8 protein-coding genes are annotated in these 13,687 nt (G+C 46.2%); all 8 read left to right on the forward strand.

What is annotated here, in order from left to right:
• Nucleotides 1-78 precede the first annotated feature (78 nt).
• The 8 genes from rsmB (at nt 79) to ppc (ending at nt 13,676) form a co-directional block, all read left to right on the forward strand.
• Nucleotides 79-1,452, forward strand: a complete 1,374-nt coding sequence (gene rsmB / locus dnm_RS29395) for a 16S rRNA (cytosine(967)-C(5))-methyltransferase RsmB (protein ID WP_207680419.1) — start codon at nt 79-81, stop codon at nt 1,450-1,452.
• 317 nt (nt 1,453-1,769) lie between these two features.
• Complete coding sequence (rpe, locus tag dnm_RS29400) at nt 1,770-2,426, forward strand: ribulose-phosphate 3-epimerase (protein ID WP_207680420.1); 657 nt, start codon at nt 1,770-1,772, stop codon at nt 2,424-2,426.
• Nucleotides 2,427-2,442: 16 nt separating this feature from the next.
• Nucleotides 2,443-2,907, forward strand: coding sequence for a type II 3-dehydroquinate dehydratase (gene aroQ, locus dnm_RS29405; protein ID WP_207680421.1), 465 nt, complete (start codon nt 2,443-2,445; stop codon nt 2,905-2,907).
• Nucleotides 2,908-3,456: 549 nt separating this feature from the next.
• Nucleotides 3,457-7,059, forward strand: coding sequence for a transporter substrate-binding domain-containing protein (locus dnm_RS29410; RefSeq protein WP_207680422.1), 3,603 nt, complete (start codon nt 3,457-3,459; stop codon nt 7,057-7,059).
• A 274-nt stretch (nt 7,060-7,333) separates the two neighbouring features.
• Nucleotides 7,334-7,552, forward strand: a complete 219-nt coding sequence (locus dnm_RS29415) for a hypothetical protein (RefSeq protein WP_207680423.1) — start codon at nt 7,334-7,336, stop codon at nt 7,550-7,552.
• 1 nt (nt 7,553) lies between these two features.
• Complete coding sequence (locus dnm_RS29420) at nt 7,554-8,945, forward strand: hybrid sensor histidine kinase/response regulator (RefSeq protein ID WP_207680424.1); 1,392 nt, start codon at nt 7,554-7,556, stop codon at nt 8,943-8,945.
• Nucleotides 8,946-9,120: 175 nt separating this feature from the next.
• The gene (locus tag dnm_RS29425) at nt 9,121-10,122 is read left to right on the forward strand and encodes a YhdH/YhfP family quinone oxidoreductase (protein WP_207680425.1); all 1,002 of its coding nucleotides are present in this window, start codon (nt 9,121-9,123) and stop codon (nt 10,120-10,122) included.
• 779 nt (nt 10,123-10,901) lie between these two features.
• Nucleotides 10,902-13,676, forward strand: a complete 2,775-nt coding sequence (gene ppc, locus dnm_RS29430) for a phosphoenolpyruvate carboxylase (RefSeq protein ID WP_207680426.1) — start codon at nt 10,902-10,904, stop codon at nt 13,674-13,676.
• Nucleotides 13,677-13,687: the final 11 nt, after the last annotated feature.

Below are 13,687 nucleotides of genomic sequence, written 5' to 3' on the forward strand. Positions count from 1 at the left end.
AGACCCGCCTGAGCGCGGGACACCGAACTTTTTTGACATGCCAGGTTCGGTATAAAGAAAGGGATTCACAATTTTATTATGGCAAATAATGCACGTCAGACCGCACTTTTCATCCTGAATACCCTCGATAAAAAGCGCACTCCCCTCCTCGACAACATACTGGAAGACGTTCTTGATCAGGATTCTCCGCTCTCACGCAGAGATCGGTCTTTGCTCTATGCCTTGGTATATGGTGTTCTGAGATGGCGAGGCAGCCTTGACTGGATCATCGGGTATTTTTCCAAAACCCGCTTAAACAAAATAGATCACCGAGTATTAAATGTGCTTAGGATCGGACTTTTCCAGATGATATATTTGGACAGAATTCCTGTTTCCGCTGCTGTGAACACATCTGTTGAAATGACAAAATCCTTTGCAGCCCCCTGGGTGGTGCGGTTTGTAAACGCACTCTTGCGGAATGCTGCCAGGAGATATAAAACTGTTCCCTTTCCGAATATTGACAAAAACCCTGTGGCAGCACTGGCAGCGGCAAAATCATTTCCCAAATGGCTCATAGAAAGATGGCTGGCCCGCCTGGGGATCGAAGAAACCGGGAAACTTTGTGATGCGATCAACACCATCCCGCCGATTACCATACGCACCAACACACTCAGATCCAACCGCGAGCAACTGATAAATGCCCTTGAATCCGATGTTGAAAAAATGAAACCAACACCTTATGCACCGGACGGATTATCTTTTTTCAACCCCAAGATACTGATTTCAGAGATGGATACCTTTAAAAACGGATGGTTTCAGGTTCAGGATGAGGCAGCGCAACTGGTCACATGCCTGCTAAATCCCCGGGCCGGAGACACTGTTTTGGATGCGTGCGCGGGTCTGGGCGGAAAAACCGGACATATTGCACAGATGATGCAAAATCAGGGGCATATTGTGTCTCTGGACTGTGAAAAGAAAAAACTGCTGCGGCTCAGAAATGAAACAGAACGCCTCGGGATTTCCATTGTTGAAACCTGTGTGCATGACCTGTATGAGCCTTTTGAAAAGAAAAAACCGTCTTTTTTCAAAATTCCCGGTTTTTGCGGTTTTGACCGTATCCTTCTGGATGCTCCGTGTTCGGGTCTCGGGGTATTGCGAAGAAATCCGGATACCAAATGGTCTGTTTCGAAAAAAAATCTGAAACGTTATAAACAAAAACAGATAAAATTTCTGAATAACGTGGCCCCGCTTGTCAAACCAGGGGGGATTCTGGTCTATGCCGTATGCAGTACAGAACCGGAAGAAAATGAAGCCGTGGCAGAAGCTTTCCTGAATCAGCATCCGGAGTTTGAAACTGGAAAACGGAAAACGGAAAACGGAAAACGGAAAACTTTTCCACATCTTGATAATATGGACGGTTTTTTTTCAATTCGTTTCAAACGAGTGCCCGATCAGACTGATTTTGACAGATAAAATTTGAGTTGAAAACAACACAGATTATGTTTAGTCAGGCTTGATTAATATTTAATAAGGATAAGGATAAGTCTCTGTTATTATGCCGGGCCGTCCAAGCCCCGTGGGGGCGGCATATTTGCAGCATTCATCATGCTTAGGTAATTCCAAACGGATCCGGAGTGCAAAAATTATATTTTTGCGCCTGCGAAAAAGCATTTTTCGCACTCCGGATGCTACAAATATGCCGCCCTTACAGGGCTTGGTCGGCCCTCCCCTAAATCCGTTATAATCAGCAAATAACAAAAAACAACAAATCACAAAAAAAGGAAATGATTATGAAGCTTATTGCGCCGTCAATACTGTCGGCAGATTTTTCAAAATTGGGAGAAGAGATAAAAGCAGTTGAAGACGCGGGGGCGGACTGGATACATATTGATGTCATGGACGGGCATTTTGTTCCGAATATCACCATGGGACCCATTGTTGTTGAGGCTGTGAAGCGGGTAACATCTCTTCCCCTTGATGTCCACCTGATGATTGAGAACCCGGATCGCTATGTTTCAGATTTTGCAAAAGCAGGCGCGACACTGATTTCCGTTCAGGTGGAAGCGTGTGTGCATCTGAACAGGACAATCCAGATGATAAGAGAAGCTGGGGCGCGTCCGGGGGTTGTTCTGAACCCTTCAACGCCGCTTTCTTCCATTGAATGGGTTTTGGAACATACTGACTTTGTGCTGATTATGAGCGTCAATCCGGGATTCGGGGGGCAGGCGTTTATTGAAAACAGTATTGACAAAATCAAATCGCTTCGTAAAATGATTCAGGACAGAGGGCTTTCCACACTGATTCAGATTGATGGCGGTGTCAACGAAAAAACCATAGAAAAGATTTCCCTCGCAGGCACGGATGCCTTTGTGGCAGGGTCGGCGATTTTCGGAAGTCCGAATTATAAGCAGACAATAGACAGCTTCAGGAAAAAAATCGGAAAATAATTTATGAGGGATAACAATGGAAAAAGATCGTCCCAAAGTGCTGGTCATTCACGGCCCCAATCTGAATATGCTGGGAAAAAGAGAGCCGGAGATATATGGACACACGACCCTTGATGAAATCAATGCGAGCCTGAAAAATCTGGGCAGAACACTGAATATTGACGTGGAAACCTTTCAATCCAATCATGAGGGCGTTATTGTTGAAAAAATTCAGAAAGCTATGGGAACATGCAACGGTATTGTGATCAATCCCGCGGCTTACACGCACACCAGTGTCGCCATTCGTGATGCGCTCCTTTTACTGGATGTTCCCATCATTGAAATCCACCTTTCCAATATTTATAAAAGAGAACCCTTCCGCCACAAGTCCATGATTGCTGATATCGCAACCGCGCAGATTTCAGGATTCGGGGTTCAGGGCTACACCATGGCGCTGGAAGGGGCAGAGAAAATAATTTCAGGGAAGAGAGCTTCGGGATGAAAGCTGAAGACTTCCCAAACGCCAAAATGTCGGAAATCTGCTCTCATTCATTCCAAAATTTGGCACATCGGAAACTGGTGTTATAAAATGGTCAGCGGATCGAAAAGTTTTCGGGCTGTCACGGGGCGGACATGGCGGACGGGGGAGAAACCCCATATGCACCAGGCTAAGACTGCCGGACGGGGTTTGCAACCCCGTCCGGCAAAATCAGAGTTAATAAAAACAGTAGGTTGTAATCTTAGCCTGATGCATATGGGGAGAAACCCGGCTTTTTCCGGCCGGGGAGCGCGCCTCGTCCCGGAAAAAAAGCCGGGTTTCTTTGCTGTCCCGCGCACAGTCCGGAAATTTTTCTATCTGCTGATTATAAGGGAATTCCGAATAAACGCTCATAAAGAACCCGGGTTTTTCACCCTCGGTTATAAAAATATTTTCAGATAAAAAACCCCGGGTTTTCAAAATGGATTTTCACGGTAACATCCCTGTAACAAAAGCAATTCTTATAATTTCCTGCATAATAAAACGCCTCACCAATTTCAAAAGATATAAAAAATGGACAACAAGCCAATCTGTAAGCATATTGTCATCACAACAGCAGTCATTCTGCTGGTTATTTTTTCAAATGGCTGTTCCTTGGCTGAGGAAAAAAATGATAAAAAAACCATTGTTGTCGGAGGAGATATTTCCTATCCGCCTTTTGAGTTTCTTGATGACCAGGGAAATCCCTCGGGATATGACATTGATCTGTTCCGAGCTGTGGCTGAGGAGATGGGGCTGGATATCAAAATCAGGCTTTCCCCGTGGCATGATGCCCTGAAATCTCTCGAATCCGGAGAAACCGATGTTCTTGCTGGTTTGCCATATTCTGAGGAAAGGGATAAGCAGTTTGATTTATCAGTTCCGCACACGATTCTTTCCTTTACGCTTTTTGTCCGAAAAGGCTCCCTCATCAGTTCAATTCAGGATGCCAGAGAAAAAGAGATTATCATTGAAAACGGAAGCATTATTGAAAAATATCTGCTGTCTCAGGAAATTTCAAAAAACATTATTTCTGCGGACACATTATTGGATGGATTTAAACTTCTGGCGTCGGGAAAGCATGATTGTCTGTTGGCTGAAGAGACTATCGGATATTACATCATTGATAAATACAACTTATCTGATATTGTGCCTGTGGGTGGGCCGATCCTGCCGAGGAAATACTGTTTTGCTGTCAGAAAAGGCAACAAAGAATTACTGGACACTATTAATGAGGGGCTTATCACTGTCAAGAAAACAGGATATTATAAAAAAATACACACAAAATATTTTGGTTCCGATGATGGTCAGACTGAATCCGCCTTAAAAACGGTGCTGCTATTTTCCCTTGGTTTGCTGTTAATCATATGTGTGGCCTTTCTTTGGTCATGGTCACTCAGAAAAAAAGTAAAACAAACGACACAGGAACTACAGATTCAGTTGTCCGAGCGGAGGCAGGCTGAGGCCATGCTGTATCAAAGCAGAGAAAATTTCAAAGCTCTGGCTGAACATTCACCCGACATTATTCAGCGTGTTGATAAAAGACTTCGTTATGTTTATATTAATCCGGCAATTGAACAGATAACAGGAATTCCCTGTCAGGCATTCATCGGAAAAACAAACCAGGAGGCAGGGCTTGCGAAAGCGACTTGCGATTACTGGCAAAAAAAACTTCTCAGAGTTTTTGAGACAGGAGAGAAAAGCACATTTGAATCCAGTTATGCCACACCAAACGAAACAAAATATTATCAGACGCGTGTGGTACCGGAATTTTCAAAAGACGGCCAGGTGGAATTCGTTCTGGCTGTCTCCCGTGATATCACCCATGACAGGCAGACAAGAGACCTGTTGCGCATTCAGTGTGAACTTGGAATAGCCCTGAGTTCCGCAACCGACCTGACAGAAACACTGAATCATATACTGAACGCTGCCCTGCGTATAGATGAAATTGATTGCGGTGGCTTATATCTCACTGATGACATTACCGGCGAATTAAACATCCTGGCGCATAAAGGTCTGTCTCCCGCTTTTGTCAAAGGCGTTTCTCATTATGACGCGGACTCGCCCCATGCCCGCCTGGTCATGGCACAGAAATCTGTTTACAGGAGCTATCCCCGGGTTCTTATCTCCTCAGATGAGAATTTGCAACCTGAAGGTCTGCGCAGTCTGGCAATCATCCCGATTCAGCATGAGGGGAAAGTGACTGCTGTGTTTAATTTCGGGTCTCATACCTGCAATGAAATTCCCGACAGGGTTCGCAACAGCATAGCGGCCATTGCCTCTCAGACCGGGGCGGTTATTGCCCGGGTAAGGATGGAAAAATCATTACACGAAAGCGAAGAAAAATTCAGAAGGCTGTTCCGAAACATACCTGTGCCGACTTATGTATGGCAAGAAAAAGAGGGCAATCTCATTCTCACGGATTACAATGAAGCCACTGAAATCCTCACTAAGGGAAAAATTGCCAGCTTTATAGGAATAAACGCCCGGGATTTTTATTCACAGAATTCTCCGGAAACTTCACAAGATATAGAAATCTGCTTCCGGGAAAAAAAAACCATCCGAAAACAATTCTATTACAAATTACGCACCACAGGAGAAAAGAGATTCTTTGACTCTGTTTTTGTTTTTATTCCTTTGGATATCGTTATGATTCACACGGTTGACCTGACCGAGCGGAAACAATTGGAGGAATCACTCACAAAAGCCAAATCAGAAGCCGAATCCGCGAATCAGACCAAAAGTCGTTTTATTGCCAATATGAGCCATGAACTGCGTACCCCTCTCAACAGCATTTTGGGATATGCTCAGATTCTCAGCCGTGATAAGACCCTCAATGAACAGCAAATGAAAGGTGTTGAAATTATTCAGACCAGCGGAGAGCATTTACTGAAAGTGATTAATGATATTTTGGAGATGTCTAAAATTGAAGCAGGGAGGCTACAAATGAACCCGGGAGATTTTCATTTGTCAAAACTTCTTAATAATGTTATGAATATTATAAAAATAAGAGCGCAGGAAAAGGAGATTCTTTTTGACTATGAACCTTCTCCGGATCTGCCGGAAACTGTTTACGGAGATGAAAAACGCCTGAGCCAGATTCTTCTGAATATTCTGGACAATGCAGTCAAATTTACCGAAAAGGGGAGAATTGTATTTATCGTCAGTCGGCAGTCGTCAGGGAAAGCAGATCAGCATCGCCAAGCAATCGCCAAAATCCGTTTTACAATAAAAGATACAGGAACCGGTATCCCGCGTGAAAAAATAAAGGAACTTTTTTTGCCATTTCATCAGGTGCATGACAGCGGATTTCAAAGCCTGGGAACCGGCCTGGGGCTTGCGATCAGCCAGGAGTTTGTCCGTATGATGGGCGGTGAATTAAACGTGGAAAGCGCTCCGGGTCTTGGCAGCGTGTTCTGGTTCGAAGTCAGTTTCCCGGAAATTGAACAAACAATTGCAAATGTCCCACTTAAAAAGCCTGGAAAAATCGTTGGCTTTAGAGGTAAACCATATAAAATTCTTATTGCGGATGATATGGAGCTGAATCGTGCTATTTTAAAAAAAATGCTTCAGCCTCTGGGATTTGAAATTGCAGAGGCTGATGACGGAAATGATGCTGTGGAACAAGCATTGGAATTTCAACCCCATCTGATTCTGATGGATCTGATAATGCCGGAAACAGACGGTTTTGAAGCGACAAGACAAATCAGACAGATACCGGCCCTGAAAAATGTGCCGATTATCGCGACGTCGGCCCATATAAATTTTCATGCAAAAATGCTGAGTGTGGAGGCTGGCTGTGACGGTGTTATTCAAAAGCCTGTCAGCGCTGAAGAAGTTCTGGAAAAAATACAAGTCTTCCTCAGTGTGGATTGGATATACAAAGATCAGCAGGACGAACAGATCGTCACAAAAAAATCTGAACCGTTCTCTGTCATTCCGCCGCCCAAAGAAGAAATTGACAGATTTTTGGAAATGGCAATGAGAGGAGATGTTGATGCGATTCAGGAGCAGGCAGAGAAACTGGGTTCCCTGTCTCCCGATTTTGTGCCATTCGGAAAAAAACTTTGCCAGCTTGCCAAAAATTTTCAAGTAAAAAAGATTAAAAAATTTCTTTCGCAATATATTGAAGCCTGAAACTCGAAACTCGAAACTCGAAACTTGAAACTTGAAACTTGAAACTTGAAACTGCCTTCAACTGCTCCTGCTGAAGCCGGTGGACGCTGTTCGAGCTATGAGGCCAGAACGAAAATCAACACCAATAATCTCCTCATCGCCATTTTTCCCAGCTTCTTTTAGCTAACACTCAATGATCAGGTTTTTATCTGTCATTCCTGCGAAAGCAGGAATCCCGTGCCTCCGGATTCGTAAAATCTGCGGAAAACGGATTTCTGCTTTCGCAGGCTTCGGCGTGAGCACAGACTTCGGCAGGCTCAGTCAGACCGGCAGGCTCAGTCAGACCGGCAGGCTCAGTCAGACCGGCAGGCTCAGTCGGACCGGCAGGCTCAGTCGGACCGGCAGGCTCAGTCAGACCGGCAGGCTCAGTCGGACCGGCAGGCTCAGTCGGACCGGCAGACGGAATGACAGACCCTTTGTCCGAACCGGGTCAGAAAATCTGATCATCGGGTAGCTTGCAGAAGACTGAGTCTCGCAGAGACAGCATATTTGCAGTTTCAAGTTCCGAGTTTCAAGTTTCGAGTTTCAAGTTTCAAGTTTCAAGTTTCGAGTTTCAAGTTCCGAGTTTCAAGTTTCAAGTTTCGAGTTTCAAGTTTCAAGTTTCAAGTTTCAAGTTTCGAGTTTCAAGTTTCAAGTTTCGAGTTTCAAGTTTCAAGTTTCAAATTTCAAACAAGGGAGGACAGATGGATTTTGAGAAATCAGAACAACCCATTGTTTTGATTGTTGATGACGAGTCTCCGAATTTAAGCGTTCTTTCTGATTATCTGAAACAGTCAGGTGTTAAGCCCCTGATTGCGGAAGATGGTGAGGAAGGCCTCAGCCAAGCAGAATATGCCCAGCCGGATATTATTCTGCTGGATATAATGATGGCCGGAATTGACGGCTTTGAAACCTGCCGCCGTCTGAAAAAAAATCCAGCCACAAAAGATATTCCGGTAATCTTTATGACCGCACTTTCTGATACATCTGCCAAAATCAGAGGATTCAGACTGGGGGCAGTTGATTATATCACCAAACCTTTTCAGCATGAAGAAGTGCTGGTCCGTATCAGAACACACTTAACCCTCTGTCAGCAAGAAAAGAAACTTTTGGAATTAAACGCCGACCTGACGAAAACAAACGCTGCGAAAGATAAATTCTTCTCGATTATCGCCCATGATTTAAAGGGCGCATTAAGTGTTCTGATTGCCGGTTGTGAACTTCTGTCAGGCTCGGTTCGTGATTTTGACAGAAATAAAATAGAAAATTTTTCCAAAGAAATTATTGCTTCCGCAAAGAATACCCTCAGGCTGTTGGAAAATTTGTTTGACTGGGCAAGGTCTCAGAGTGGTTCTATGGCTTTTGAGCCGGAGTTCATTGAACTTAAAAGACTTGCGGAAAGGAATATTCAGATTTTTCAGGGAAATGCCAACTGTAAAAAAATCGAATTGTCTCTTTCTATGAAACCGGATACTTATGTTTACGCGGATCGGAATATGACAAATGCCATTATTCGTAATCTTATTTCCAACGCCATCAAGTTTACACGCAGGGGCGGCGAGGTCAGCATCTCCGCACATTCTCCGCCGGTCTCTGTTTGGGACGAGGAAACTGAGATGGCTGACTTTGTCGAAGTTGCTGTTTCAGACACGGGGATTGGCATCAGTGAGGAGAATATTCCGAAATTGTTAAAAATTGACAATAAATATATGGAGATGGGAACTGAAGATGAGAAAGGAACAGGGCTGGGACTGATTTTATGCAAAGAATTTGTTGAGAAAAACAACGGAAAAATTTGGATTGAAAGCGAGTTGGGAAAAGGGACAACCTTTTGGTTTGTGCTGCCAGCCAGCCCCTCGGATATTTAAGCTCCCGCAGCACAGCCCGGCGATGTATTGCCGGGGGAAAGATGGCCTGGTTGTCAAGTCCCGCACCAGGGATGACTGAAAACAGACCGGTAATTTATTACCGAAAATGCGGATTTGAAAACAGCCCGTAATAACAGAGTTTCACCTGACATCTGACAAGAAAGGATATGTTCTCATGGCGTTAAAAACATTTAAAGCAATGCTGGTAAAAGACACCGGAGATAATCGTTACACGCGGCAGATCGTTGATAAGTCTGTTGAGGAACTTCCCCCGGGTGATGTCCTTGTCAATGTTCGGTATTCTTCGCTGAACTACAAAGACGCGCTGTCCGCGATTGGCAACAAGGGGGTTACCAAAAAATACCCGCATACTCCCGGTATTGACGCAGCAGGGATTGTTGCGGAAAGTTCTGTTCCGGAATTCAGCCCCGGAGATGAGGTGATCGTCACCAGTTATGACCTGGGAATGAACACCTCCGGAGGATTCGGGCAGTATATTCGTGTCCCTGCCGGATGGGTGGTACCGCTGCCCGGAGGGCTGACGCTCCGTGAGAGCATGATCTACGGAACAGCCGGTTTTACCGCGGCCCTGTCTGTTTTCCGTCTCAAAGAAAGCGGTATCACACCGGACCGGGGCGATGTGCTGGTCTCCGGAGCCACAGGCGGGGTGGGCAGTATCGCTGTTTCAATCCTCTCCCAAATCGGTTATTCAGTGACAGCCGTCAACGGTATTTCTGACAAGACCGCTTATCTCAGGAAGATCGGAGCCAAATCAGTCATCAGCATTGAAGCGGCTACGGATCAGACCGGACGGCCTCTGTTAAAAGAACGATGGGCCGGAAGTATTGATGCGGTGGGAGGAGATATCCTTGTCACCACGATCAAATCAACAGCTCACAACGGAACCGTGACCTGCTGCGGTAACATCGCCTCTCCCGAGATGCCTCTGAACGTTTATCCGTTCATCCTGCGCGGGGTCAGACTGATCGGCATTGGTTCCCAAAACTGCCCCATGCCTGTTCGCAGGAAAATCTGGGAGAAAATCGCGGGAGAGTGGAAAATTGTCCGTCCTGATCCGCTCACTTCTGAAATCTCTCTGGACGAGCTGGATCATCAGATAGAGATGATGCTGCAACGCAAACGTAAGGGCCGAACTCTTGTGCGTATGACAGAATAAGCCCCACCTGAACCGCTCAATGCTGCAAACATGCCGCCCTTACAGGGCTTAGTCGGCCCACTCCCAAATCCGTCACAATCAGATTTTTTTGGGTGTGTCCCGCCTTTTACACAAGGACAGGTTTTATGTGTGAAAGGCGGGACGCATCCGTTTTTTGCCACGAAGGCACAAAGGCACAAAGGCACAAAGTCTCACGAAGTCTTCTTGCGGTTCCTTTGTGTCTCTGTGGCTGATTTTTTCGGATGTGTGAAAGGCGGGACGCATCCGTTTTTTGCCACGAAGGCACAAAGTCTCACGAAGTCTCTTTGTGGTTCCTTTGTGTCTTTGTGTCTTTGTGGCTGATTTTTTCGGATGTGTAAAAGGTGGGACACACCCATTTTTTTCTTATCCTCACAAAGGGATTCCCCTGCATTTGTTTATATTCAGTAGATCGAACGCGGGACAGACACGGCGAACGGGGGAGAAACCCGGGTTTTTCCGGCGGGGGGAGTCTTCTGTCCGGGAAAAAAGCCGGGTTTCTTTGCCATGCCGCACACAGTCCGGAAACTTTTCGATCTGCTGATACTCGATAATCAAGTTTTTTGATCTGATCCAGCCGAAAAATCTGTCATTCCTGCTCCCAATTTTACAGGTAGTGCGAAGCCGGAAGCAGTGGATTCCTGCTTTCGCAGGAATGACAACAAAAACTTGATTATCGAGTTATAATTTTTTTCTGTGGTAAAAATTCAGCGATTATGCTATCTTTCTTATGATTTTGAAAAAAAGGAGGTGTCATCAATATGCAGCATTGGAAAGCTTTGAACATCAGGGCCGAGGGGAACGGCATATCTGAGCCACTGAGCTATCAGGTGAATCTGCTGGGAACCATCCTGGGGTATGTTATCCGGGAACACGCGGGGAATCATGTGTTTTCCCTTGTGGAAGACCTTCGGCTTCAATGCAAAAAAGCCAGGGAGACTGAATCAGAATCCCTTTACACAAAAGTTCAGGAACAGATTCAGAACCTCAGCCTGGATGAGATTTTCTGGCTGATCCGGTCCTACACCACTTTCTTTCACCTGATAAATGAGGCAGAACGCCAGGAAATCACACGGATCAATCAGGAACGGGAACTGTCGGAGACGCCGGAAACGCCCAGAACAGAATCCATTATGGAAGCCTTTTCCCGCCTCAGAAACAAGGGGTTTTCTTCTGAGCGCATATTCATCCTGCTAAATCAGCTGGATATTCAGCCCACGCTCACGGCACATCCCACGGAAGCCCGGCGGGGAAGCATTCTTTACAAGCAGAAACGAATTGCCCGGATGCTGTCCAAATTACGATTTCGAGATCAGCTTTCCCCCCGTGAACTGGAACAGATTTTCATTGAAATTTACCATCAGATCGGGCTGCTCATCCTCACCGATGATATTCGCGCGGACCGGCTCCGGGTAGAAGATGAAATTGAAAATGTCCTGTATTTCTGCACCATATCCATATGGGAGACCGTTCCCCGCATTTATCACGACATGCAAAACGCGCTGGAGATTTATTTTGAAGATCGCCCCCGGGTTCCCGTGTTCTTCCGTTATCGTTCCTGGATTGGCGGGGACCGGGACGGCAATCCTTTTGTGACACCTGACGTGACACACCACGCGTTGCAAGCGTATCGGCTGGCGGCCCTGAACCGATATCAGGAAGAATTGGGAAAATTGTGGCAGGAACTCAGCCTCTCCTCACGGCGGGTGGTGATTCCTCCTGAATTATGGGCATCCCTTAAAAAAGATGCTGAACTCATATCGCTCAGTCCGGAAATTTATCCCCGTTACCGGCACGAACCTTACCGGCTGAAACTCAGCTATATGCTTGAAAAAATCAGCCAACTGATATCAGAATCGTCCCGGGACGCTGTCTCATACACCAGTGATGAGTTTTTATCAGATCTGCGCCTGCTGGCCCGAAGTCTCGAAGCCAACGGTCTGGAGAATCTTGCCGCATATGGGCAGTTGTCGGATATGATCATCCGGGCGCGTGTCTTTGGCTTTCATCTTGTCTCGCTTGACATACGCCAGCACAGCAAGGTTCATGACCAGGCTGTTGATGAATTGCTCCGACTGGCAGGAGTGACAGATTTTTACAGCGAACTGCCGGAATCTCAAAAAATAGATATCCTGGAAAAAGAACTGCTCAACCCCAGGCCCCTCATTGCCTGTTATATTGGCGTGTCCGATCTCACAACCTCGGTATTGAAAACTTTTGAAGTTGTCCGGGAAGCCATTGAAAAAGACCCTCGTTCCATCGGGGCCTGCATTGTGAGCATGACCCATGCAGTCAGCGATATGCTGGAAGTTCTGCTACTTGCAAAAGAAGCCGGGTTGTGGCGGATTCAAAAAGAAAACGCGGAAAGCCCGATGGATGTTGTGCCGCTCTTTGAGACTATTGAAGACCTGGAAAATGCCGAACACCTCATGGACGTTCTGTTTACGAATCCGGTATATCGCCTGCATTTGAAAGCGCGGGAGAATTTTCAAGAGATCATGCTCGGTTATTCTGACAGCAACAAAGACGGGGGCTATTGGATGGCAAACTGGGCATTACAGAAAGGTCAGGCATGTTTGGCAAAAATTTGTCGCAAGCATCATATCACGTTTCGGATGTTTCACGGCCGCGGGGGAACTGTGGGACGGGGCGGCGGCAGAGCGAACCAGGCCATTTTTGCTATGCCTCGGGTGAGCCAGAACGGGCGAATTCGGTTTACAGAACAGGGGGAAGTCATCTCTTTTCGTTACGCGCAGACATCCATAGCCCACCGCCATTTGGAACAGATTGTGAATGCTGTGTTGCAAACAATAAGCAGCAATACGCGGAGAGAGGCGGCTGACACAGATGAAACAGAACAGATAATGGATGAAATTTCAAAACGATCCATGCGGGCATATCGGTCGCTTATTGATAATGAAGGCTTTTGGGAATGGTATAAGCAGATTACTCCTATCGAGCATATCAGCCGCCTGCCCATTGCTTCCCGTCCGATCTCGCGAAAGTCGGCTCAGGATGTCGAGTTTGAAGATTTGCGGGCCATTCCCTGGGGGTTTGCATGGACACAGACCCGTTATAATCTTCCGGGATGGTACGGCATTGGCGAGGCTTTGGAAACAATGACCTGTGAGAATCCCGAAAATCTGGTCCGGTTGCAGGAGATGTACAGTACATCCATATTTTTTCGCACGGTCTTAGACAATGCACAACGGGAAATGGCCCGGGCAAGACTCCATATTGCCAAACATTACAACATCCTGTCTGATAAAAATTATCATGACCGGATTGCATCGGATTTTAAGAAAGCACGTCGGGTAATCTTGAAAATCACTGGCCTGGATGAATTAATGGCAGATCATCCGGTGATTCAGAAATCTGTCCGGCTGCGTAATCCTTATACAGATGTACTCAATCTTTTACAAATTGAACTCCTCAGCCGCTGGCGAGAAACATCTGAAAACGGACGCGGCCCAATCCGACATGCCACTTTTCTCACGATTAACGGCATTGCCGCAGCTATGCAAAGTACGGGGTAGGGGCAAGGGGC

Source organism: Desulfonema magnum, from assembly GCF_017377395.1.
GTDB classification, from domain to species: domain Bacteria; phylum Desulfobacterota; class Desulfobacteria; order Desulfobacterales; family 4be13; genus Desulfonema_C; species Desulfonema_C magnum.